The organism is Halarcobacter anaerophilus, from assembly GCF_006459125.1.
In the GTDB taxonomy this organism is placed as follows: domain Bacteria; phylum Campylobacterota; class Campylobacteria; order Campylobacterales; family Arcobacteraceae; genus Halarcobacter; species Halarcobacter anaerophilus.
Window position 1 is genome coordinate 1,053,912 of record NZ_CP041070.1, and the last position, 24,764, is coordinate 1,078,675.

Annotated in this window: 24 protein-coding genes; 14 read left to right on the forward strand and 10 right to left on the reverse strand. The window is 29.0% G+C overall.

The window, feature by feature from the left end; all coding sequences use genetic code 11:
- Positions 1 to 20: 20 nt before the first annotated feature.
- The 3 genes from xth to AANAER_RS05195 are packed head-to-tail and all read right to left on the reverse strand — an operon-like array spanning position 21 to position 1,289.
- Entirely contained in the window at positions 21 to 806 is a 786-nt protein-coding gene (gene xth, locus AANAER_RS05185; protein WP_129081791.1) for an exodeoxyribonuclease III, read from the reverse strand.
- Positions 803 to 1,051, reverse strand: a complete 249-nt coding sequence (locus tag AANAER_RS05190; protein ID WP_129081792.1) for a hypothetical protein — start codon at positions 1,049 to 1,051, stop codon at positions 803 to 805. Before AANAER_RS05190 ends, xth begins: the two co-directional genes overlap by 4 nt.
- Positions 1,035 to 1,289 carry a CBU_0592 family membrane protein gene (locus tag AANAER_RS05195; RefSeq protein WP_044415448.1) on the reverse strand — a complete coding sequence of 85 codons (255 nt, stop codon included), beginning with the start codon at positions 1,287 to 1,289 and terminating at the stop codon, positions 1,035 to 1,037. Before AANAER_RS05195 ends, AANAER_RS05190 begins: the two co-directional genes overlap by 17 nt.
- A 63-nt stretch (positions 1,290 to 1,352) precedes the next feature.
- Here AANAER_RS05195 and AANAER_RS05200 point away from each other — a divergent pair, with 63 nt between their 5' ends.
- Positions 1,353 to 2,069, forward strand: coding sequence for a TSUP family transporter (locus AANAER_RS05200; RefSeq protein ID WP_228711142.1), 717 nt, complete (start codon positions 1,353 to 1,355; stop codon positions 2,067 to 2,069).
- Positions 2,063 to 3,250, forward strand: coding sequence for an MFS transporter (locus AANAER_RS05205; RefSeq protein ID WP_129081793.1), 1,188 nt, complete (start codon positions 2,063 to 2,065; stop codon positions 3,248 to 3,250). The genes AANAER_RS05200 and AANAER_RS05205 overlap by 7 nt, the downstream gene beginning before the upstream one ends.
- Here AANAER_RS05205 and AANAER_RS05210 read toward each other — a convergent pair.
- Both AANAER_RS05210 and AANAER_RS05215 read right to left on the reverse strand, forming a co-directional pair.
- Complete coding sequence (locus tag AANAER_RS05210; protein WP_129081794.1) at positions 3,239 to 5,137, reverse strand: hybrid sensor histidine kinase/response regulator; 1,899 nt, start codon at positions 5,135 to 5,137, stop codon at positions 3,239 to 3,241. The genes AANAER_RS05205 and AANAER_RS05210 overlap by 12 nt on opposite strands.
- An 89-nt stretch (positions 5,138 to 5,226) precedes the next feature.
- Entirely contained in the window at positions 5,227 to 6,051 is an 825-nt protein-coding gene (locus AANAER_RS05215; protein ID WP_129081795.1) for a LysR family transcriptional regulator, read from the reverse strand.
- Between the two features lie 95 nt (positions 6,052 to 6,146).
- Here AANAER_RS05215 and AANAER_RS05220 point away from each other — a divergent pair, with 95 nt between their 5' ends.
- The 3 genes from AANAER_RS05220 to AANAER_RS05230 all read left to right on the forward strand — a co-directional run bounded on the left by AANAER_RS05220 (position 6,147) and on the right by AANAER_RS05230 (position 8,154).
- Positions 6,147 to 7,331 (forward strand): YbfB/YjiJ family MFS transporter, encoded by a 1,185-nt coding sequence (locus tag AANAER_RS05220; protein WP_129081796.1) that lies wholly within the window; start codon positions 6,147 to 6,149, stop codon positions 7,329 to 7,331.
- 10 nt (positions 7,332 to 7,341) lie between these two features.
- On the forward strand, positions 7,342 to 7,548 hold the full coding sequence (locus AANAER_RS05225; protein ID WP_129081797.1) for a tautomerase family protein: 207 nt from the start codon (positions 7,342 to 7,344) through the stop codon (positions 7,546 to 7,548).
- Between the two features lie 111 nt (positions 7,549 to 7,659).
- The gene (locus tag AANAER_RS05230; RefSeq protein WP_044415434.1) at positions 7,660 to 8,154 is read left to right on the forward strand and encodes an asparaginase domain-containing protein; all 495 of its coding nucleotides are present in this window, start codon (positions 7,660 to 7,662) and stop codon (positions 8,152 to 8,154) included.
- 2 nt (positions 8,155 to 8,156) lie between these two features.
- Here the strand turns inward: AANAER_RS05230 and AANAER_RS05235 are convergent, their stop codons facing one another.
- From AANAER_RS05235 to AANAER_RS05255, 5 genes are all read right to left on the reverse strand, one after another.
- Positions 8,157 to 9,239 carry an ABC transporter permease gene (locus AANAER_RS05235; RefSeq protein WP_044415432.1) on the reverse strand — a complete coding sequence of 361 codons (1,083 nt, stop codon included), beginning with the start codon at positions 9,237 to 9,239 and terminating at the stop codon, positions 8,157 to 8,159.
- A complete protein-coding gene (locus tag AANAER_RS05240) occupies positions 9,239 to 10,342 on the reverse strand; it encodes an ABC transporter permease (RefSeq protein WP_129081798.1) in 1,104 nt (367 codons plus the stop codon). Before AANAER_RS05240 ends, AANAER_RS05235 begins: the two co-directional genes overlap by 1 nt.
- Positions 10,335 to 12,032 carry an ATP-binding cassette domain-containing protein gene (locus AANAER_RS05245; protein WP_129081799.1) on the reverse strand — a complete coding sequence of 566 codons (1,698 nt, stop codon included), beginning with the start codon at positions 12,030 to 12,032 and terminating at the stop codon, positions 10,335 to 10,337. The genes AANAER_RS05240 and AANAER_RS05245 overlap by 8 nt, the downstream gene beginning before the upstream one ends.
- Position 12,033: 1 nt before the next feature.
- On the reverse strand, positions 12,034 to 13,008 hold the full coding sequence (locus AANAER_RS05250) for an efflux RND transporter periplasmic adaptor subunit (protein ID WP_129081800.1): 975 nt from the start codon (positions 13,006 to 13,008) through the stop codon (positions 12,034 to 12,036).
- 82 nt (positions 13,009 to 13,090) lie between these two features.
- Entirely contained in the window at positions 13,091 to 13,600 is a 510-nt protein-coding gene (locus AANAER_RS05255; protein ID WP_129081801.1) for a ferritin, read from the reverse strand.
- A gap of 157 nt (positions 13,601 to 13,757) precedes the next feature.
- Here AANAER_RS05255 and AANAER_RS05260 point away from each other — a divergent pair, with 157 nt between their 5' ends.
- The 9 genes from AANAER_RS05260 to AANAER_RS05300 all read left to right on the forward strand — a co-directional run bounded on the left by AANAER_RS05260 (position 13,758) and on the right by AANAER_RS05300 (position 24,592).
- Complete coding sequence (locus AANAER_RS05260; protein ID WP_044415422.1) at positions 13,758 to 14,678, forward strand: manganese-dependent inorganic pyrophosphatase; 921 nt, start codon at positions 13,758 to 13,760, stop codon at positions 14,676 to 14,678.
- Positions 14,679 to 14,730: 52 nt separating this feature from the next.
- Positions 14,731 to 15,162, forward strand: a complete 432-nt coding sequence (locus AANAER_RS05265; RefSeq protein WP_044415420.1) for a GNAT family N-acetyltransferase — start codon at positions 14,731 to 14,733, stop codon at positions 15,160 to 15,162.
- Positions 15,163 to 15,387: 225 nt separating this feature from the next.
- Positions 15,388 to 17,937 carry a putative bifunctional diguanylate cyclase/phosphodiesterase gene (locus tag AANAER_RS05270; RefSeq protein ID WP_129081802.1) on the forward strand — a complete coding sequence of 850 codons (2,550 nt, stop codon included), beginning with the start codon at positions 15,388 to 15,390 and terminating at the stop codon, positions 17,935 to 17,937.
- Positions 17,938 to 18,064: 127 nt separating this feature from the next.
- Complete coding sequence (locus AANAER_RS05275; protein WP_129081803.1) at positions 18,065 to 18,538, forward strand: RNA polymerase sigma factor; 474 nt, start codon at positions 18,065 to 18,067, stop codon at positions 18,536 to 18,538.
- Positions 18,539 to 19,516, forward strand: a complete 978-nt coding sequence (locus AANAER_RS05280; protein WP_129081804.1) for a FecR family protein — start codon at positions 18,539 to 18,541, stop codon at positions 19,514 to 19,516.
- A gap of 87 nt (positions 19,517 to 19,603) precedes the next feature.
- Entirely contained in the window at positions 19,604 to 21,967 is a 2,364-nt protein-coding gene (locus tag AANAER_RS05285; RefSeq protein WP_129081805.1) for a TonB-dependent siderophore receptor, read from the forward strand.
- Between the two features lie 319 nt (positions 21,968 to 22,286).
- The gene (locus AANAER_RS15075) at positions 22,287 to 22,403 is read left to right on the forward strand and encodes a hypothetical protein (protein ID WP_233736964.1); all 117 of its coding nucleotides are present in this window, start codon (positions 22,287 to 22,289) and stop codon (positions 22,401 to 22,403) included.
- A 586-nt stretch (positions 22,404 to 22,989) separates the two neighbouring features.
- Positions 22,990 to 23,922: a helix-turn-helix transcriptional regulator gene (locus tag AANAER_RS05295; protein WP_129081806.1), complete on the forward strand. Its 933-nt coding sequence runs from the start codon at positions 22,990 to 22,992 to the stop codon at positions 23,920 to 23,922.
- Between the two features lie 67 nt (positions 23,923 to 23,989).
- On the forward strand, positions 23,990 to 24,592 hold the full coding sequence (locus AANAER_RS05300; RefSeq protein ID WP_129081807.1) for an HIRAN domain-containing protein: 603 nt from the start codon (positions 23,990 to 23,992) through the stop codon (positions 24,590 to 24,592).
- The last annotated feature ends 172 nt before the right edge of the window (positions 24,593 to 24,764 follow it).

Genomic DNA, 24,764 nt, shown 5'->3' on the forward strand with positions numbered 1-24,764 from the left:
AAGAGTAAGAGAGAATTCTCTTACAGCTTTATTTCAAGTGCAATAGGGCAGTGGTCACTTCCCATAATTTCACCCATAATATAAGCATTTACGATATTCTCTTTTAAATCTTCGCTTACATAAAAATAGTCGATTCTCCAGCCAACGTTATTTGCTCTTGCATTTGCTCTGTAACTCCACCAGCTGTAGTTATTTGGTTCCTCACCGTTTATATGTCTAAAAGTATCAATATAACCGTGCTCTAAAAATTTTGTTATCCATTCTCGCTCCATAGGTAAAAAGCCTGAAGTCTCTTCATTTGCTTTGGGTCTTGCAAGATCTATTTCTGTATGAGCTGTATTTACGTCACCGCAAACTATTATAGAGAGTCCCTCTTTTTTTAAGTTTTCGCAGTGTTCTAAAAATCTGTCATAAAACTCCATTTTATAAGTTAATCTTTCCTCTTTGCTTTGACCGTTTGGAAAATAGACATTGAAAAAAGCTATTTTTTTATCTGTTGTTTCAAAATGAATTTCATTTATTCTGCCTTCATCAAGAATATCAACACTAGGACAGTTTGATTGAAAAAAAGGTTCTATATCAGTAAAGAGTGCTGTTCCGCTTCTTCCTTTTATTGCCGATTGTGAAGCAAATACGGTTTTATATTCTCTGTCAAAAATCGTATTAGGAATCTGCTCTTTTGTAGATTTTGTTTCTTGAATTCCAAGTAAATCAATATTTGCTTCGTCAACCCATTTTAAGGCTTCTTTTCTATCAACAGCTCTAATTCCGTTTACATTCCATGAGATGAACTTATATTTTGTCATTTGTTTTTGGCTCCTTTAGACTCTATTTTTTGAATCTGTTCTATTTTTATAAAATTTTCATGTTCTTTTGGTTTTTTTTTCTTTTTTACAGGTTTATCCGAAAAAAGTCCGATATTGTTTGAAAAACCTTTGTTGTTTAACAAAGAGTCGCCTTTGCCGCCGTGAGTATCAATTTTTCCTTGTTCATAGGCAAAACAAAAGTTTGAAAAAGTTAAAAGTAAAAATATTTTAAAAAGATTTTTCATCTGTTTTCCTTAAATTTTTATACATTCCTAAAAGTGTTATTGCTATCCAAAAAATTTCTATAATAAATGAACCCAGATTGAAATGTACCAAAAGTGAAATAAGAAGTAATATTGCACCAATTAGATTTAATATCTGGTAAGTAAATGAAGTTATTTTATGTTTTTCAGTTTGTAACAAAAAGTAAGCAACAACCACAAATATCATACCGATAAATCCAATAAATTGAAAAATATCCATATCTATCCTCATAATTAAGTCTAAATTTGCTATTTTACGATAAATTATTTATAAAGATATTAAATGATAGATGAAATCGTATTAGGACTTATTACTTTTTTTACTTCTACTGTTGCAGGAGTTGTAGGACTTGGTGGAGGCATGATGTTAATTGCAATTTTGCCTTCTTTTCTGCCTTTAAATGCTTTAATTCCAGTTCATGGTTTAACCCAAATGTCGAGTAATCTAAGCAGAGCAGTCTTTGGATATAAATATGTAAAACTAGAAACAATCCCTAAATTTCTTTTGGGTTCTATTTGCGGTATTGCTTTATTTGCTTCAATTTTATATTTTATCTCTTTAGAGTTTGTTCCTCTTTTTATAGGAATTTATATTCTTCTTTCTTTATGGAGTAAAAAGTTTAATGAAAAGATAAAAAGATATGAAAGTTACTTCTTAGCAGGTTTTTTTCAAACAGGACTTTCTATTGTTGTTGGAGCAACGGGTCCTTTAACTATGACTTTACTTTTAAAAGATTATGAGGATAAACATATTGTTGTAGCAACGGGAGCTGCTCTTATGAGTATAACCCACACTTTAAAAGTTTTTGTTTTTATGTTTTTCGGTTTTGTATTTTTTGATTATCTAGGAGTATTAATTGCTATGATAATAGGAGCGGTTACGGGAAGTTATGTTGGTACAAAACTAAGAGATAAAATAGAGGGTAAAAAGTTTGTACTTTTATTAAAAGTATTGCTTTCTGCATTGGCTGTTAAACTAATTATTGGATTATTATGGTAAAAAATTTATTTAAATCAAGAGAAGCTTTGCTTTATATTATGACTATTTCAATGGTTTTTTCTACATCTGCTTGGATGAGTTTGTTAAATAATTTTGCAATAGAAGCTGCCTCTTTCGACGGTAGCCAAATAGGTATTTTGCAAAGTTTAAGAGAAATACCGGGATTTTTAGCTTTTACCGTTGTAATTGTTATTATGTTTATAGCCCAGCAAAGATTGGCATATATCTCTATGATGCTTTTAGGTTTGGGAGTTATCTTAACGGGATATTTTCCAAATGCTTTGGGACTTTATATTACGACTGTTATTATGTCTGTTGGATTTCACTATTTAGAGACTTTAAATCAATCTTTGTCTTTACAGTGGTTAAGTAAAGCAAAAGCTCCGATTGTTTTGGGAAAAATAACGGCTGCCAAATCTTTTACCTCTTTGATTGTTTTTGTTTTGATTTATATTATGATGAAATATTATTCTGTTGAGTATAAATATGTATATGTTTTTTTTGGCGGAGTAACTTTTATAACAGGAGTTTTAATCTGGATTTTTTTTGAACACTTTAAAGACGATGTGGTTCAAGAAAAAAGAATAGTTTTAAAAAAAGAGTATTGGCTTTTTTACATTTTAACACTTTTTGCTGGTGCTAGACGGCAGATTTTTATTGTGTTTGCAGCTTTCTTACTTGTAGAAAAGTTCGGTGTAGATATTCATAATATGGTTGCTTTAATGTTTATAAATGCAGTTTTAAATATCTATTTTGCTCCGGCAATAGGAAAATTTATCTCAAAATTCGGAGAGAGAACAACTTTAAGATTTGAGTATTTAGGTCTTGTTATAGTTTTCGTCTCTTACGCTTTTGTTACAAATGAATATGTGGCTTTTGGTCTTTATATTATTGATCATTTGCTTTTTTCTATGGCAATTGCTCTTAAAACATATTTTCAAAAAATTGCAGATCCTAAAGATATTGCAAGTGCAAGTGCGGTTTCCTTTACCATAAATCATATTGCAGCGGTATTTTTGCCTTTTGTTTTAGGAATACTTTGGTTATATTCAAGTTCTCTTGTTTTTGTTATTGGAGCAAGTATCGCTGTTTTGTCTTTTATTTTATCTTTTTTGGTTCCAAAAAATCCTATGCAAGGTTTTGAAACAACGTTAAAAGAGAAAAAAAGATTAGCTGTCTAATCTTTTTAAGATTGTATTAACCATTTGATTTGTATCAAATGGTTTTTCTACAATCTCTTGATTTTCTATATCTGTTTTCTCTTTTGAGACTAAAATTATTTTCTCTTCTTTTTCTAAAATATAGTTTCTTAACTGCTCTTTTGTAACAGAATCGATATCTACAATTAAAAGATCAAATTTCTCTTCTTTTGTTTTTGATATGAAATCTTTTAGTGATGCGCTTTGTTGTACTCTGTAATTTTTATTTAACTCTATTACCAAACTCATATATGATAGGTGGTCATTATTTAAAATTGCAATACTTCTTTTCTTTTTGCTCTCTTTATTTTCCAGCTCTTCATCAAAAAGAAAATCAAGAGTTTCGTTTTTTGTTTTTTTAGCTTTTTTTGTAATAAGTTTTTCTTCCTCTTTTTGTAGTTCACATTTATTTACCTGATCTAAATTTTTTGGAATTAAAACCGTTATAGTTGTTCCTTTATCTATCTCACTCTCAATTTTTATATCACCTTTAAATAGCCCAACCAAATCTCTACAAATAGCCAAGCCTAAGCCTGTTCCTCCGTATTTTCTTGTTGTGCTTCCGTCAACTTGTTTAAATCTGTCAAAAATTGTTTCTAATTTATCTTTTTCTATTCCTATACCGTCATCACTTACAATGATTTCTACATACTCTTCTTTATCTTTTATTAAAAGTCTAATTTCTCCTTCATGAACAAACTTTAATGAGTTGCTTAAAAGATTTTTAACTATCTGTTTTATTCTTTGTTTATCGCTGTAAATAAGCTCTAGTTTTCTATCAAACTCAAATTTAAACTCCAAATCTTTTTCTAAAACTTGCGGTTCAAACATATCTTTTATCTCATACATCAACTCTTTTACATCTATAGTTTCATAATATAACTCAAGTTTTCCTGCTTCAAGTTTGGAAATATCCAATACATCATTTATTAAAAAAAGTAAATCGTTTCCGCATCTGTTTATTATTTCTAAATTTTTAACCTCTTTTTCATTTAATTTTTTATCTTTGTTTTTAAGCATAATCGAACTTATAAGGTTTATTGAATTTAACGGAGTTTTTAACTCATGACTCATATTTGCAAGAAAATCATCTTTTGCTCTGTTTGCTTGTTCCAACGCCTTTTTTTGTAAGTTTTGAATCATGGTAAGCTGTCTTAAGTTGATAATATCTTCACTGATTTTACTTGACATTTTATTAAAAGAATCAGCTAAAACAGTAAGTTCTCTTAAATTGTTTAATTGCAATTTAATATGACTTCTCTCTTCTTCATGCTCTTCAAAGCTTTTAATACCGTTAATTAATTTTTTAAGAGGTATTGTAAGATATAAATTTGTGTATGTAATTACAAGAATCCAAAACATTAATACGCTTATTAAAATATTAATTATTATTAACATAATACTTTTTTTTGATTCTTTTTTTATTATATCTTTGCTTGCAAAAAGTTGAATACTTGCCAAATATTTTCTGGGATTTTTTGCCGTATCAAAAATAGAATAACCGTAACTTACAAAATCTTCACTGTTGATATTTTGTTTATGCCGTAAAATTTTTTCTTTATTGATTTCAAAAGTAATACCGCTTATTAAATCATCTTTTAATATAATCTCTATAATTTTATCAATTCGTTCTTTGTTATTGTTCATAACGGCTTTAGTCAAGTCATCTATAAAAAGATTCTCAATTCTTTTTAAATCATTAATAAGCTCGTTTTGTGCTTTATTATACTCTGAAAAGATTTGGTAACTTGCCAAAGTAAGTACTAAAAAAATATACCCTAAAAATATTTTTTTGAATATTAAATAACCTATTGTTTGATTAAAATTATTAAATATATCGCTAAAATAATTAAGAATTCTTTCTTTCATAATAAAACCCTTTAAATTATCTTTTCGAATTATAACTTTAAATTGTATTATAATAGTATTATTTTTTATACCTTTTTTTAAATATAATGCTAAATTTTAAATTTTTTTAGATAAGAACTTATTTTGGGAATACAATCTTTTCTACAAACAAGAGTTGTAGGAATATTTTCTAACTCTTTGACTTCTGAGACTTTTACTTTGTCTGTAAAGCCCAGTTTTTTTACTACGTTAAAAGGAAGAAGAGTTCTACCCATTCCCGCTTCCACACAGCTTAAAATAGTTTCCAAACTACCGAATTCAAAATTTCTATGAGAACAAATTCCTTTGTCTGAATAGTGGTTATGAAGATATTCGTTATAAGTGCATCCTTTTTTAAAAGTCAGTATTACATTAGGAATCTTTTCGCTTTTAGGTTCTAAAAGTACGATTTTCTCTTTAAACTCGTTTAATATTAAAAGCTCGCTGCTTTTTGGTTTGTCGCTTATAAATGCAATATCCAGTTTATAATCATGAAGCTGATTTGTTATATCTTTTGTAGTACCTGTTACAAGCTCTAACTGCATATTGGGAAATTTTTTGTGAAGTTTTAATAAAAAAGGTGAAATTCTTGTTGCTGCATTTGATTCTGTTGAACCTATTCTTAAAATAGTTTGTTCCTCCAAAGATTTCATCTCTAAGATCGTATTTTCTATTTTTTTTATAATCTCCAATGCGTGAGGATAGAGTTTTTCCCCTTCAAAAGTAAGTTTTACGCCTTTTGGAATTCTATGGAAAAGATTATGTCCCAGATTTTTCTCTAACTGCTTTATCCTAGAAGTTACGTTTGATTGAGCAAAACCTAACTCTTGTGCTGCAAGAGAGATACTTTTATTATTTGCAACTGCCACGAAAATTTTTAATAAATTTGAATCCATATCATTTTTCCTTATATCACCTATCATGATTTAATATTTGACAGAAAATCACTTTAAGTGATATTATACATAAAAATGAAAAAAAGGGAAAGCTAATGAATCTCTTAGATAGAAATAAAAACAGTTCAATTATTTTAGCAGGAATTTTATCTATTATAGTAGGTTTGGGTGTAGCAAGATTTGTTTTTACTTCACTTCTGCCACCTATGCTTGATGATTTTTTGACTATTACTTTTGCAGGAGTTTTAGCCTCTATTAACTTTGCGGGATATTTATCAGGCTCTATTTTTGCAACTTTTATAAAAGATATTAATACAAAAGTAAAATATTTTAGAATAGGTATGATTATTTCTGTTTTATCTGCTTTAGTTTTAGCTTTTAGTCAAAATGAAACACTTTGGGCAGTTTCAAGAATTATTGCGGGGTTTGGATCTGCTATGGCATTAGTAGTAGGTTCTGCTATTGTTATGACAAAACTTAAAATGGATAATAAAACAAAAGCTATGGGAATACACTTTAGCGGAATCGGTTTTGCTATTTTTACTACGGATTTAATAAGTAGATTAGTTCTCTATTTTGACGGAACTTGGCAAGAAGCATGGCTTATATTGGCAGTTTTCGGTTTTTTTGTATCTATATATTCAGTTTATATACTTAGTTTTGATAAAGAGATTAAACAAAACGTGGTAAAACATAAATTCGATTTTTCTTTATTTAATCCTTTTATGATACTTCTGATTATGGCATATTTTACGGAAGGAGTAGGTTTTGTAGTTCAAGGTACGTTTTTACCCGATATTATCAATTCACTTAAAGGTTTAGAAGGTTATGGAAGTTTTACTTGGACTTTGGTTGGCTTAGCAGGAATTCCTTCTTGTATAGTATGGATGACATTGGCTCATAAATTTGGAAGCGTAAATATTATAATAGTTGCAATGCTTACCCAAATTGCGGGGATTCTAATCTCTGCACTTACGACAAATATATATTTAAATCTTTTTAGCGGAGTTTTATACGGTGGAACTTTTGTAGGTTTGGTTGCGCTTTTTATGAATTTAGGAGGGAAAATTGCAGGTAAGAATCCTGTTATATTAATGGGAGCTTTAACTACTTCTTACGGAATAGGGCAAGTTGTAGCGCCTTTATATAGCGTAAAGTTAATAGAGCTTTACGGAAATTATAATAGCTCTTTATATCTAACAGCTTTTATAGTTTTCGGCGGAGTTATTTTTCTTTTTATCTCAAAAAAATTTGCAACAATAGAACAAAAATCAATATAAAGGATTAAAAATGCCGATTATAAATGTAAAAATGACTCATGAAGACGGTGGGGCAACAAAAGAACAAAAAGAACTTTTGGCAGAAAAACTTACAAATGTTTTTGTCGAAATTTTTAACAGAGGCGAAAAAACTTGTGTAGTTACAATAGATGAAGTTTCAACGGATAATTACGCAATCGCAGGTAAAACAATAACAAATATCAGAAATAAAAAGTAGTATTAAAATACAAAATTTACTACTTTTAACTCTTTTTATCTATTAAACTTTTTTTTAATATTATGATATTATTTCGAAGAAAAAAGTTTATAGATTAAAAGGGTAATTTTAATGAATGTAACTATTATAAATACAGGCGGAACTTTTAACAAAAGATATAATCCCATAAAAGGACAACTTGAAGTACCAAAAGACAATAAAGCTTTGGAAAAGATTATTGCAGCTTGTCATAACGTAGATTTTGAACTTATAAACGTAGTTTCAAAAGATAGTTTGGAAATGAACGATGAAGATAGACAGATAATAGTACAAAGTGTCAAAAATACGAAAAATGATAAAATTATAATTATTCATGGAACCGATACCGTTCATTTGACAAGTGCTTTATTAAAAGAAGAAGTAAAAAATAAAAAAATAGTTTTTACAGGAGCAATGGTTCCTATGAGTATAGATGAAGTGGAAGCTACAATGAATTTTTCTCAAGCCTTGGGCTTTTTAAGCGCAAATATCCAAAACGGTACATATATCTCTATGCACGGAGTTGTAGTCGATTGCTCAAAATTAGTAAAAAACAGGGAACTTGGACAGTTTTTAATTCAAGAGTAGTTTTAGGTAACTTTTTTCTTGAAAAACCAAGTTGCAACACCTAAAGTTACTACTCCTAAAGCAATCATGGGAAGAATTTCCCATATTGCAATATCCCATGAAATATCTTTTAAGAATACTCCTTTTACCAAAATAAGAAAATATTTTAAAGCTACAAAATCCGTATAAGGAACAAGCCAAGAAGGCATATTTTCCACAGGGGTTGCGAATCCTGACATCAAAATTGAGGGAACAAGAATAATAAAAGCTCCTAAAATTCCCTGCTGTTGGGTTGAGGAAATAGATGAAATAAAAAGTCCGAAACCTACAACCGAAAATACAAAAGCGATAATAGCCGTAAATAAGATCCAAAAGGAACCTAAAAAAGGAACCTGAAAAAACCAAATTGCCGATAAAAAGATAATAAATGCTTCAATAATACTTATTACCATAGGAGGAATAGTTTTTCCAATTATTAAAGTCATAGGACTTAAAGGTGCAACGGAAATCTGTTCAAAAGTTCCAAGTTCACGCTCTCTTGCAACGGACAAAGAGGTTAATATAAGTGCTACGATTATAGTCAGACTTCCTATTAAATTAGGAACAATCCACCAAAAGTTTTCCAAATTCGGGTTATACCAATTTCTTACAACAATATTTTGGGAGTTTTTTAAAAAAGTCGATTGGATTATCATTTGGATATATCCAATAGCAATTTGGGAACTATTAGATTTTCTACCGTCTCCAATTAGTCCAATTTCTGCTTTTTGACCTTTTTGTATTTTTTGTGAAAACTCTTGAGAAATCTCAATAGCAACCATAATTTTTTGTGAATCTAGTTTTTCTTGTAAATCTTTATTGCTTTTTAAATACAAAACTTCACTAAAACGATCGCTGTATTTTAAGCTTCTGATAAACTCTTTGCTTTGATTTGAATTGTCTCTGTCCAAAACTCCTATAGAGATATTTTTTACCTCTAAAGTTACCGCAAAAGAGAATAATACCAACTGAATAAGAGGCGGTGAAATAATTACTATTCGTGAACGTTTGTCACTCCAAATTGCCAAAAACTCTTTTCTAATAAGCGCTAATAGTTGATAAAACATCAGTTTAACTTCTTTTTTGTGATTTTAAAAATTATTGCAAAAAGTACAATTCCTATAAGCAGCATCCATAAAGTATTAGGAATTATTACTTCATATATATTTCCCGATAAAAACAGAGTTTGCAAAATAGTCGTAAAATATGTTGCGGGAATAAAATTTGTAATAAACTGCAGCCAAACAGGCATACTGCTTATTTGAAATATAAAGCCCGATAAAATCATTGCAGGTAAAAATCCTATTATAAGAGCCATTTGGGCTGCTACAAACTGATTTTTAGCCAATGTTGAAATTAACAAACCAAGACTTAGAGAAGGGATCAAATATACAGCCGAGGTTAAAAAAAGGATTAAATATGAACCTCTAAAAGGAATTTCAAACCAAAGAAGGGTAATTAAAATACAAATTATCAAAGAGAACATTGCCAAAACAAAGTAGGGCAAAAGTTTTCCTAACAGAAGCTCTAAAATAGTCGTAGGCGTTGACATAATAGCTTCCATCGTTCCTCTTTCCCACTCTCTTGCTACAACCAACGCCGTAAGTAAAGTTCCTATTAAAGTCAAAATTACGGCAATAGAACCTGGAAACAGAAAATAACTGCTTAATAAAGGTGCATTAAACCAATATCTGGTTTTTATATCTATGAGTGAATTTGTTGCCAAATTTTCATATACAAGCCAATTTTGCCAAAGTTCTTGGGAATATTTGTTTACATAACCTGCAATATTAGGTTCGCTTCCGTCTGTGATGATTTGGATTTTTGGATTGCTGTTTAAAATATCTTTATCAAAAGTTGAAGGAATAACAATCATAGCTCTTAATTTTCCTTCTTGAAGATATTTTGTAAAGGTTCTTTTATCTTTTGCCAAACTAACCTCAAAACTTTCACTGCTTTCAAAAGCTTTTACCAAACTTTGAGTATATTTCGAACTCTTTTCAACTACAATTCCTACAGGAATATTTTTTGAATCCAGAGAAATAGCATAACCCATTAGAAAAAGCAGCATCAAAGGAAGAATCAAAGCAATAATCAAAGCACTGGGATCTCTTATTATTTGAAGACTCTCTTTTAAAAAAATTGCTCTTAATCTTTGAAAACTAAACATTGTCTTCTCTTTTAATAAGTTCGATAAAAGCCTCTTCCATAGTAGCATTTTCTCCAATTTGATTAATTAGATTATGAGGAGTATCAAGAGCTATGGCTTTGCCTTTATAAATTAAAGCAATTCTGTCACAATACTCTGCTTCATCCATAAAATGGGTTGTAACCATGATTGTCATACCTTTTTGCACCATTGCGTAAATATGATTCCAAAATTCACGTCTGGTTTGGGGATCAATTCCGGACGTTGGCTCATCTAAAAATAAAACTACAGGATCATGCATAACGGCACAAGATAAAGAGAGTCTTTGTTTATATCCCAAAGGCAGATTTTTTGCCGCTGTTTTTCTATATTTCTCAAGTTCAAAAATTTTAATCATATTTTCAATCTTTTCTTTTCTTTTTTTGCCTTTTAATCCATAAACTCCCGCAAAAAATTTAAGATTTTCAAAAACTGAGATATCTGCGTAGAGTGAAAACTTTTGAGACATATAGCCTATTTTTTTTCTTGCTTTATATGAAGATTTTTCCAAATTCATACCTAAAACTTTTGCACTACCGCTAGTTGGTGTTATAAGACCGCAGAGCATTTTAAAAGTAGTAGATTTTCCAGCTCCGTTTGGACCTAAAAAACCGAAAATTTCACCTTTTTGTATTTTAAAATTAACTTTATCTGTAGCCGTGAAAGAACCGAATTTTTTTGTTAAATCAATAGCTTCTATAAGATTTTCTTCCCCGTTTGTTTCAAGTTCTGAAATCTGTTTTGCCAAAAGAGATTCTCCGTTGAAGTTTCCTTTTAAAATATTCATAAACCCGTCTTCAAAATTCGGTTCCATCTTTTCATATTTGCAATTTTGGGCATTTATACTTTCTAAAGAGGGTAGAAGTTTTTCATCTTCGCATATTACTTTTATGCTGTTTCCTAGGATTACGCCGTCTTTTATATTTTCATTTTTAAGTGCTAATCTTAAAGTCTCTCTTTTATTTTCTAATTTCCCTACTATTTTAAAGACTTTGCCTTTCATTGTATTGCTTAAATCCAAGGGGATTCCGTTAAATAAAATATCTCCTTCATTTAAAAGAATAACTTCATCACAAAGCGCCGCTTCATCTAAATAAGCAGTACTCCAAATAACGGTTACCCCGTCATTTATCAACTGATTTACTATACTCCATAACTCTTTTCTTGAAATAGGATCGACTCCTACTCCAGGTTCATCAAGAAGCAAGAGTTTTGGTTTTTTAATAAGAGCGCAGGCAAGACCTAACTTTTGTTTCATTCCTCCTGATAAATCTCTTGCTAAAAAAGATTTAAAATCTTTTAAATTTATAAATTCAAGTAACTCTTCAATTCTTTGTTTCTGTTTTGATTTTTCTATTGATTGTAAATTTGAATAAAGTTTTAGATTCTCAAGTACGGATAAATCCTCATAAAGTCCGAATTTTTGAGGCATATATCCAATCTCTTCTTGTATTTTAACTGCATCTTTAGGTAAAGAAAATCCTAATATTTCAAGTTCTCCTTCATCTAAATCCAAAAGTCCCGTCATCATTCTAATAAGCGTTGTTTTTCCAGCTCCGTCAGGACCTACTAAACCGGTAATTTTACCCTTTTGTATTTGCAAATTTAAATTGGAAATAGCTTTTATATCACCAAAGTTTTTACACAGATTTTTAGCTAAAACAAGAGGCATTTTAATTTTCGTCTAAATCTTCAAATTCGATAGTTACAGGCATACCTTGTCTTATATATTCGTCGGGGTTTTCTACTATTAACCTTATTCTATAAACAAGCTGGGTCCTTAGTTCCGTCGTTTGTACGCTTTTGGGTGTAAATTCCGCTTGGGCAGATATAAAACCGACTCTTGCTTCATATGCTTTATCAGGTTGGCTGTCTGTATATACTTTTGCTTTCATATTTGGATGTATAAGCCCTAAATATTTTTCACCTATATAACTTCTTATCCAGTATTCATTTGTAAGAGCCATATCAACTATCGGAGTTCCTTGTGAGACAATAGCTCCTACTTCATGGGCTCTTGTTAATATTGTCCCGTCGTTTGGAGAAATAAGTTTTGTATCTTTTAAATGAATAGAAGCCTCTTTTTCTTGTGCTTTTAAACTTTCAAGTTTTGCATAAGCTGAAGCAATGTCTTCTTTTTCATAACCGTTTTTCATCTGTTTTAGCTGGCTTTTTGCATAATTTGATTCGGCTTTAGCATTCTCAAAAGCGAATTTATAATCATCAAAAGTCTGTTTGGAAACAGATTTTGTTTTACTTAATTTTAAATATCTTTCATAATCTTTTCTACTCTTATTTAAAGCAACGACACTTTTGTCATAAGTTGCTTGAGCTTTCTCAATTTCCTCTTCTCTATAACCTTTTTCCAGTTTTTCTATTTGAGTTTTTTGCATTTTTATTTGTGCTTGAATACTTTTTAAAGATTGAGTATATAAATCATCTTCAAGTTTTGCTATAGTATCGCCTTTTTTAAGTGTTTGTCCTTCGTCAAAATAGATATTTTTGATTTTTCCCGATACCCTGAATCCCAAACTGACTGTTCTTAAATCTACGTTTCCGTAGAATTGGGTTTTCTCATCTTCTTTAAAACAACCGCTTAAAAAAAGCAGTGCAACAATGGGCAGAATAAATATATATGATTTTTTCATTATTTGTCCTAATTGGATTTTATGGCAAGTATTATATCAAAATAGTATTTATCTATTTTATAAATAAGAGGAGAGTTCCCTCTTATTTTGTAGTTGGGTCTGTGAAAGTTCTGCTTCCTAACTCTTTATCTATAGTATAAAGTCCATAACCGTTGTCTCCTACAAGTTTGATATGGTCAATAATCGCTTTTACGGTAGCTTCTTCTTCCACTTGTTCCGTTACGTACCATTGTAAAAGGTTGTATGTTGCATGATCTTTGTCTTTCATAGCCAAGTCACTTAAAATATTTAAGTTTTTTGTCATTTTTTGTTCATGAGCCAAAGATTTTTTAAAAACATCCAAAAGAGAGTTGTAATCAACTTTTACTCCTTGAATAGGAGGAAGATTTATATCCACATCTTGGTCTTCTAAATATTTGAACATCTTCATGCCGTGTGCAACTTCTTCTTGGTATTGAATTAAAAACCAGTTAGAAGAACCGTTAAATCCCTCTTTTGAACAATAAGCACTCATCCCCAGATAGATATAAGCAGAGTGATACTCTTTGTTTAGTTGTTCTATTAATGCTTTTTCTAACTCTTTACTAACCATCTTTTGCTCCTTAATGTTTTATTTAATATACTGCTTTTATTAGTTTATCTTTTTATTTTTGTATATAATATAACAATTTACAGTAACATGACTTTTTAAAAGTAACATAACTATTTTTTAGATAAAATCCCTAAAAAATTAAAGATAGGATATTTATATGGCAATTTATACATGTGGACATACAACACCTGATTCAGATTCAATCTGTTCAGCTATTTCATTAGCATACCTTTTAAATAAAATCGGACGTGAAGCAATCCCTGCTAGACAAGGTCCGGTCTCTCCTGAAACACAATTTATTTTGGATAAATTCGGATTTGAAGCACCCCAACTTAAAACTGAATTTGCAGGGTGTGAGCTGTTTATTACGGATTATTCAGATAGAGGACAAGCTCCCAAAGATTTGGATCAAGCTACTGTTGTAGGTATTGTTGACCACCATAAATTAGGAGATATTACAACTTCTACTCCTTTAGAGTGTTGGATTAGACCCGTTGGATGTACAAATACAATCGTAAAAGAGATGTATGACCATCACGGAGTTGAAATTCCTGCAAATATAGCCGGAATTATGATGTGTGCAATTTTAAGTGATACTGTAATTTTTAAATCACCGACTTGTACGGAAGTTGATATTAAAGCAGTTAGAGAGTTGGCAAAAATTGCGGGTGTTGAAGATTTCGGTGCAGTTGGAATGGAAATGTTCAAAGTAAAATCAGCTGTTGAGGGAGTGCCTGTAAGAGATCTGATTTTAAGAGATTACAAACCTTTTGATATGCATGGAAGCAGAGTAGGAATAGGGCAGCTTGAAGTCGTAGATTTATCAATCTTTGATAGTATTAAAGATGAATTACAAGCAGACTTAGACAAATTAAGAGAAGAAGAAAATTTACATACTGCTTGTCTTCTTTTAACTGATATTATGAAAGAGGGATCTGAGATTTTAGTATCAAGTGAAGATACATCGGTTTTTGAAAAAGCTTTTGATGTAAAACTTGAAAACAAAAAAGTTTGGTTAGACGGTTGTCTATCAAGAAAAAAACAAATTATTCCTTTCTTAGAACCTGCCTTTGCATAAAAGACAAGACAGCTTTTTGCTGTCTTATCAAAACTAAAATAAAGAAAAATCAATGATTACAAGAGTAAAAGAGTCTGAATATAAAACATTAACCACTATCTGGGAAGATTCAGTACGAGCTACACACACTTTTTTAAGTGATGCGGATATTAACTTTTTCAAACCGAAAATAATGAATGAGTATCTATATGCGGTAAAACTGTTCGCATATAAAGACGAAGCTGAAAATATTTGCGGTTTTATAGGAATTGATGAAAATAGAGTGGAAATGCTTTTTATTCATTCTAAATATTTTAAAAAAGGTATAGGAAAAAGACTTTTGGAGTATGCCATTAAAAGTTACGGTATTAATGAACTAGACGTAAATGAACAAAATGAAGATGCAGTAGCTTTTTATAATCATTTTGGGTTTAAAGTTATAGGTCGAAGTCAAACAGATGAGTTTGGAAAACCTTTTCCACTTTTGCATATGGAATTAAAATAGAAGTATAAAAGGAACTTCAATTGCAAATAAAAGAGTGGAAGAAGAGTATAAATAATTTATAGATAATCTTTTTTAATCTATTACAGTGTCAAATAGTTACAGTTTTTCTCTTTTTTCTTTAATATTATAAATAAATAAAAATAATTTATTAAATCAAAACTTTATTAAAAGTTTTAATTTAGTAGAATGAAATAATTTTTTAATCTATTTTTATAGGAAATCTCTATGCAAATAAAAACTCTTAAAAACTATTTTCGTATTTCAATGGTTGGTATAACATTTTCTCTGTTTTTAGTATTTTATCTTTTCTCTTCGTATATTCATACAAATTTGGCAATTAGTGAAAATCAGAAAATATCAGAAGCTTTATCCAAGCAGGTTTTTAATTCAATGTATCAAGTTATGAGACAAGGATGGAGCAGAGAACAGCTTCAGGAGTTTGTAAATGTTACAAAAGACTCTTTTCAAGGAAGTTCGTACAGCGTCGATATTTTTAGATGGAAAAAGGTTGAAGAGTTATTTGGAAAAATAGAACAATCACCTATTACAAACGATGTTCAAAAGGTATTTGAGAGTAAACAAAAGTTTTTTGAAACAGATAAAAAGTCTATGAAAAGCGTAATGCCCATAATTGCAAAAAACGAATGTCTAAAATGTCATACAAATTCAAAAACAGGTGATATCTTAGGCGCAGTAAAAGTTGATTACAACTTTGAAGAGATTGTCTCTAGTACTCAAAATAAATATCTTCTTTTCTCTTTGATTATTCTACCTCTTATGTTTTTGATTGCTTATTATATCTCTCTTAAAATATTAAAAAGAATAAATCTGGCAATAGAAAATTTTAAAGAAAAAATTGAAAGTGTTAATTCTGTCAAAGAGTTTAAAAATATAGATACTACGCATGTTGAAAAGAGTTTCAACGAGTTTGAACAAATTATGGAAGGTTTAGATACTTTAAGCAAAAAATTAAAAAATATTGCAGTTGATAAGAGTATTTTGGAATTTGAGGTAAAACTTCTTGATAAAATGGTTATTACTTCCGATATTATAAAAGATTGGAAAGAGTATATAAAAGATCTTTTACAAGAGATACATATAGTTTTACCCGTTTATTGTTTGATAACAATTTTTAAAACAGATGAAGAGAATTATGAAATAGAGATTTTTTGGCTTGGAGAACCTGACGAAGATATTAAAAAACATATGGAAAAAACTTCTATTGATATGATAACCAAATATCATAATCTTACGGTAATAGATTACTCTATAAACCACAATCTCTCAAACGGAAAATATTGTCTCTCTTCTCTTACTATAGATGATATAGAACACGAGGCAAAATCAATCTTGCTCGATACTCCAAGAATAGGGGGAATCGTAGGATTGGGAATTCAGTCAAATATAGAAAAAGATTCTATTCATTCAATAGTAATTGATTCGATTTTAACAACTCTTTTAAATCTAGTGGGTTCAATAAAAGCTATAAACAAATACACGGAAAATCTTGAATTTTATGCTACAAGAGATCCTTTAACCGGACTTTTCTCTCAAAGAGTCTTTAGAGATCTTTTAAGTTATGAGATAAAAAGAGCCGCAAGACATAAATATCAGTTTGGTGTTCTTGTTATTGATTGTGATAATTTTAAACCTATCAATGATACTTACGGACACAGTTTCGGTGATGATTTTCTAAAAGCTTTTGCCGATCTTCTAAAAGATTCAAAAAGAGATGAAGATATTCTTTCACGTTACGGTGGAGATGAATTTACCGTAATCTTACCAGAAAGTACCGAACGTGAAGTATATACCGTAGCAAGCAGAATTTTGGAAAAAGTAGGAAACTTTGAATTAGAAGCACCTGATGCTACAAAAGTCAGCTTAACAGTATCAATCGGTATGGCAATTTATCCAAACCACTCGACTCATGCAAAAGAGTTGTTTAATATAGCAGATACGATGATGTATCAAGCAAAAAATCAAGGGAAAAACGCAATTAGATTTCCAAGTGAATATGATATTGAAGAGATTCATAAAGAAGTCGAAGATAAATCAATGATAGTTTTAGATGCTATTAAAAATGAAAAAATAGTGGCTCACTTCCAACCTATTATGAATACTTCGGATAATAGTGTTGAAATAAATGAACTTCTTATGAGAATAGAGATAAAAGATGAAGTTCTAACAGCAGGAAAATTTATAGAAACAGCAGAATCTTTGGGAATAGTTCATAAAATGGATTATATCGTAATAGAAAAAGCCTTCAAAAAAATAAATGAAACAAACTATGAAGGAATATTATTTATAAATCTCTCTCCAAAAGCACTTATAATAGGAGAATTTATAGAAAAAATAGTGAATTTAACCCATAAATATAATATAAATAAAGAAAAAATAGTATTTGAAATAACGGAAAGAGAAACGGTAAAAAGTTTCACCCTTTTGGAAAAATTTGTAAAAAATCTAAAACTAGAAGGTTTTAGTTTTGCAATCGATGATTTCGGTTCGGGTTTTTCAACTTTCCATTATGTAAAAAGATTTCCTATTGATTATATTAAAATTGACGGAGATTTTATAATAAATTTACATAAAGATGAAAAAGATTTAGCTTTTGTAAAATCAATTGTTGCTTTAGCAAAAGAGTTAAAAGTAAAAACAATAGCAGAGTTTGTAGAAGATGAAGAGATCTTGAAATTTTTAAAAGAGATTGATGTTACTTATGCACAAGGATTTTATATAGGAAAACCCTCTCCTGAACTTTCGGTTAGGAAATAAAGTGGAAATAACAATTTTCAAAGATGAAAATATTCCTTTTTTAATCTGCTTGTCATGAAAACAATTTATTTATAGTTAGCCTAAGATTAATTTTGATAATCTATATCAAAAATACTTAGGTGCATTGATGTTAAAATATTACAATGAACTTCTATATTTTGCCCAAAAATTAGTCGGTGATAAAGAAAAAGCAAAAGATATTATACAAGAAACTTACAGTAAAGTTTTAGAAACTCAAAATAAAAGAGAAATAAAAAATCAAAGAGCATATTTATATAAAGTAGCAAAAAATGTAGCTGTAGATGAAGCAATACAAAATCAAAAATTACAAACTGCCGTTTATGAAGAGAGTGAGCATCTTACTCAAAAACATGAACAACCCGAAGAGATAGCAATAAAACAAAATCAAGAAGAACTTTTTATGCAAATAGTAAACAAATTACCAAAAAGAGCAAGAGAAGCTTTTATTTTGTATACGATTGACGAATACAGTAGAAAAGAGATTGGCAAGATTATGGATATAACTTCAAATGCTGTTGAAAAGCTTATAAAAAGAGCAACTTTAAAAATCGAAGAAGAACTTGCAAAAAAGGGATTTTAAGTGAATAATGATAAAAAGATGAAAGAACAAGCAGTTTATTGGCTAAGCTGTGAAAAAGAAGGGTTTACAGAGTCCCGGAAATTAGAATTTGAAAACTGGCTTAAAGAGAATCCTTCTCATCAAAAAGTATATAATAGAATGAAATTTATACATAAAATACCAAAATCTCTATCAGAAAAAAACAGAGAAGATTTAAGTCAAAAAGTTCATAAAGAGCTTAGTAAAACAAAACTCTCTTTAAAAATAAAATATTATTACTCAGGTGCAGCAGTTTTGATTTTAATTCTATTTTTCTCTTTGTTTAAAACTTATGATAATAACTCTTTGCAGTATGAAAAAATATATGTAACTGATGTTAAAAATCTTTCAAAACAGAGTTTGCCTGATGGGTCTATCATTTCACTTGATGCTAAAACGAATCTAAATATAGAGTTTTATAAAAATAGAAGAGAAGCTTTTTTAACAAACGGTAAAGTTATATTCAGCATAGCAAAAGATAAAAGCAGACCTTTTGTCATATCAAGTGATAATATTCAAATAGAAGTAGTAGGAACAAAATTTGAAGTTATAAATCTAGATAATAAAATAACAATAAATGTGCAGGAAGGAAGAGTAAAAACATATCATTTAAATAAGAACAAAAAAAGAGAAAATACAATAATCCTTACAAAAGCAGATACTATAACTTATACAAATAAAGGAGAAGTAAATAATTATTCAAAGATTAATCCTGAAAAAATAGCAATCTGGCAAGATGATTTGATAAACTTTAATCAAGTAACATTAAAAGAAGCCTTTACTGAGTTTGCAAAATATACAAACCATACTTTTGAATTTTCATCAAATGAGATAAAAAATTATTTGGTCACAGGAGAGTTTAAATCAAATCAGCTGGATATATTTTTAAATACAATTATAAAAATCTACCCAATAAAAATAGAAAAAAAAGATAAAACAATAAAAATCATAAAAAAATAGAAAATTAATGTCCGTTTTTTTATAATTTCTCAGTCTTATATTAAAAATGATTATCAAGATTGTTTTTAAAGAATAAGGAGAAATTAAATGAGTTCACTTAAAATAAAATTTTTAAGTCCGATTGCTGCAATGACACTTTGCATAAATCTTTATGCAAATGAGATAAGCTATACAATTAAAAGCCAATCTTTAAAAGAAGCTATAGAAGTAATCTCAAAAAAATCAAAAATACCATATATTGTAAATGGAAAACTTCTTGAGAATAAAACTTCAAAAGCAGTAAAAGATATAAAAGGTACAAAAAATGCCTTAAATCAAATTTTGGAAAACAGCGGCTTAGAAGCAGAGATAGAAGATGGTGCAATTATAATAAAAGAAAAAAAGCCAGAGAATAAAAGTAAAAATGATTTAGGGAAAGTGGATATTTTAGCCAATGAAAATGACGGCTCTGTTGAAACAGGATACTTGGTAAAAGAGTTAAAACAAGTAGGTCCTTGGGGTGCAAAATCACTTCAAGATACTCCTTATTCTATGAGTGTAATGTCAAGTGATTTTATTTCAAATATCTTGTCAAGCGAAATTGATCAATTATATAAAATGAATCCCCTTATTGATACTGGTGTTACAATGAATTATTATGGAGCTCCAACTGTAAATATAAGAGGATTTACTTCGAGAAATGTAGCTTTTGATGGAATGAGTTTATCTGCTGATTTAGCTGGGAGTTTAGAAGAAGTTGAAAGAGTAGAAATAATGAATGGCCTTACGGGATTTATGTATGGCTCTGGAAATGTAGGAGGTCTTGTAAATTATGTTCTTAAAAGACCTACTTATAAAAGACTTACAAATTTAACGGTAGGTAATTATGGAGGGGATTCATATTTTGCCCATTTAGATGTAGGAAATAAGATAGATGAAGAGGGTAAATTCGCTTTTAGAATAAATGCTTCTTTTCAAGATGGAAAAACTATTTATGAAAATCAAAATATTGAAAAAGGCTTAATTAGCGGTGCTTTAGATTGGAATATAAGTGATAATTTAATACTTCAACTTGATGCTTCCCATAGACATTATCGAGTAAATAGACCTAGATTGGCCTTTCAAGGTATGGCAAGATTATTTAAAGTTCCAAATGCGGATTCTTTTGATACAGATAAAATTTATGGACCATCTTGGTCGTATTCTGAAACTGATACAGATAAATATGGGGTAAATTTTACTTACAATATAAATGAAAATTTTACTTTAAGATCAAGATATTTACATAAAGTAGATGATTTACAATATTCAGGGGCTTATCCTACCCTTTCAAATGATGGAACTTATGGCTATTATATTTATGCAACTGCGCCAAGAGAAATTATTTCAGATGCAGGATATATTTATTTAGATAGCAAATTTGATACAGGATATATAAAACATAAATTAACATTAGGTGTTTCGGGGGATTTCAATAAAAATAAATGGTATACAAATGATACCGTAACATCCTGGCCATCAGGATTAACTTATGATGAGTCAATGTCATATCCTGAAGTGGAAGCTCCTTCTAATGGACATAAGTATACAAAAGAGAAATCAAGAAATATAAATATTATTTTAGGAGATGACATAGTTTTTGATGAACAATGGAGTGCTTTAATAGGAATAAATTACACAACAATTAAATCAAAAACATATCTTGATACATCTGCCAGTATTGATGGTCCAGAGGTAGATAATTCATATGATAAATCAGAAGTTACACCAACATTATCTTTAATATATAAACCTTTTAATAACTTGACTACTTATTTTTCTTATATGGAAGGTTTAGAAGAGGGGACAATTGTAGGTAATTATTATAGTAATGTTGGAGAAGTATTAGAACCAATGATAAGTAAACAATATGAAATAGGTGCAAAATATACATTAAATGAAAATTTGCTTTTAAGTACCGCACTTTTTAGAATAGAAAAACCAAATGAATTTTCAGATGGAGCAAGTCCCCAACCTAAATATGTTCAGGATGGTGAAGAAGTACATCAAGGTTTAGAATTAACTTTAACTGGAAAAGTTACTGATAATTTGACACTTATGATAGGAGGTACTATAATGGATTTAAGTGTCGAAGATGCAAGTTCAAAAGAATTAGAAGGTAAAAAACCAACAAGACAAGCTTCTAAGATGGCAAGTATTTATGCTGAGTATTCAATCCCTGGATTAAAAGATTTAATTTTGACAGGAGGGGCATATTATGTGGGTAAAAAATATGCAAATACTGATAATTCACTTTATATTCCTTCAACTACTACTTTTGATGCAGGTTTAAGATATAAAACAAAAATAGATAAATATAAAACTACTTTTAATTTGAATGTGACAAATCTTATGGATAAAAAATATTGGGCATCTCCTGAAAATTTAGGTGCACCAAGAACAATAATGTATTCTATGAAAATGGAGTTTTAAATATAAAGAGACAAAAGTCTCTTTATATTTTTTAATCTTACGCATGGGTTTCAAAAAACATATTCTCCCAAAATATAAAACTTTGGAACCCAGTCGTAAGTTTATTATCTTTTAAATACTAAAATATAACAATTTGCAATATTCTCAAATCAAATCTTATTTTTATGTTAGAGTTTTATAGATCATCTTTTTAAGGTTGAGTTATGAATAATATATTAAATAGTATAGTTTATAATGACGGAGAGTTAGAGTTGAAAGTTTCAGTAGATATAGAGTAAAGTCTCAAAAGGGTGTAAGATTTCGTCAATGGGCAACTTCCATACTAAAAAGCTATATTAAAAACGGTTATGCAATAAACAGTGAAAAAATCACCAATGAAAGATTTGTATCTTTAGAAAATGATGTAAATATCCTAAAATCACAAATGGTGAAATAAAATTACTTGTAAAAATAATAAACTTGAAACAAAGCAAGGAATATTTTATGACGGGCAAATATATGATGCCTACAACTTCGTATTCGATCTAATTAAACTAACTAAAAATGAAATAATCTTAATAGATAATTATATTGATGAAACTATTTTAATCCTAGATCAAAAAGAGATTTATCATATTGGTGCAAGTCTTAAAGACTTAGGTAAAAAGTGGTTTGCATTTTCAAAGATAGATTTAGATGCTAAAGAACTTATAGCAAAATTAGACTAAGTTTTATTTATTTTGCTTGTCATGATACTTTTTTGATACAGACAACTATGAAATTTCAAAAGAATTATTTAGTTTAGCTTAAAAATGATAAAGAATACAGAGCTTATAAAAGATATTAAGAGACTTCCACAAGAGTAATTAAAGCAAACAAAAGTTCAAAGTAGTTATTTTTATGCAGATTTTGTGATACATTTCAAATTGGATATATTTTTAATAATAGTATAACTAAATTAATTCATTATATATGATAAAGTAAAATCCTTTAGCAAAATTGTATTATACTAACTGGACAATATAAAGTCCAAAAGGTATAAAATGAAGAAACATGACTATGATAAAATACTTTATAGGCTCACCACTATTTGGGCTAGGTTAAGAGAGGGTGAGATTTTAAGTACAAATGAACTGGCAATTGAGTTTAATGTATCTGCAAAAACTATACAAAGAGATTTTAACGAAAGACTAATCCATCTTTTCCCTATAGAAAAAATTGGGCATAAATGGAGAGTAAAACAGGGGTATGATATTGATAAAACTTTGGATTATGAAGATGAGATTGTTTTAGATATTTTAAATGAATTTGGTTCATCTATGAGTTCTTTAATAAGTAAAAGAGTAAATAATCTTTTTAAAAAAATTTCAAATGAACATACTAATCCTATATATTCAAGAATAGAAATAGAAGACTTGTATGATAAACTTGATTTGATAAAAGCTTTGCAAGGCGCAATTGAACAAAACCTGCAAGTGGAGTTTTATCATAAAAAGAAATATAGATATATAGAACCTATAAAAATAACTACTTTTGAAGGATACTGGTATTTATATGGTAAAGATGTACAAGTGGATAAACTAAAAACATTTTATATAAAAGATATCAGTAATCTAAACACTACAAATAAAAAGTTTATTGTAGAGCCAAATGCTATAAAAATAATAGATAATGCTATAAATATCTGGTTTAACCCACAAAATAAACCCTTTGAAGTACATCTAAAAGCAAATGCAAATATCGCAAAATATTTTATAAGACGTCCACTATCTAAAACTCAAAGAGTAGTGCAATTTTATGATGATGGCTCACTACTGCTAAGTGTTTATGTCACCTCTGAGCTTGAAATCTTAAGTGAAGTTAAAAAATGGATACCCAATCTTTTTATCCTAAACCCTGCAAAAATAGTTAAAAAACTTAGAGATGAAACTATAGAGTTTCAAAAAAAACAGATGGATTTATTAATAGATGTATAAAAACGGACATTAAGTGTTCTAGCAAATATCTTAAACTGCTTTTATATAAAAATATAAAGGCTTAAAAATGTTTTATCCAAATTTGATGGAGATGTTTCATCCACTCATTGGTTCAATGACTTTAGAACAAAAAAATAATTTAAAAAAAGACAATAGCAAATTTTTTGATTCTATTGTAGAACACTTTAAATTGTTATTACAAAATAAAATAGATAATAAACATATCTTAGAAGAGATATACTCTTATCAAGAAGAATTTAGCTTAGAGCAGTGCTATTTTCTAACAAATATAAATGATAGGGCAAAAGCAATAACTCAAATATATCTACACTATATAACTACAAGAGTTGAACCTGATAAATTACTTGGGATTTGTTTATTTGAAATAATAGTTGCAGGTACTTCTTATGTTGATGGAATATCTGAAAAAATTGATAATCTGAAAAATGGTGAAAAGTTAAAACTAGATAGAGAAAAAAATAATCCATATGATAAAAATGCCATCAAAGTTTTAAGTAAAAGAGGAAAATTAGGATATATACCAAAACAAAAAAATAAGGACTTAATATTTTTGATGGAACAAGACTACAAACTTTTTGCAATACTTAAAAGAGTAGTTTGGACAAAAGAGAGTATAAAAATAAAAATTTATGTTTATTGTGAAAATTGATAAAGGGGAATAAGATGATAAATAAAATTTTTGATTATCATGAAAGTATATGTTTGGGGAAATGGACATGAAGCATAATTGGAAGTGGATATTGGATTTACTACTTTATGTTTTTATGATACAAATTATAATAGATATTTTGTATAATAAAGGAAATTATAAAAAAGGTTGG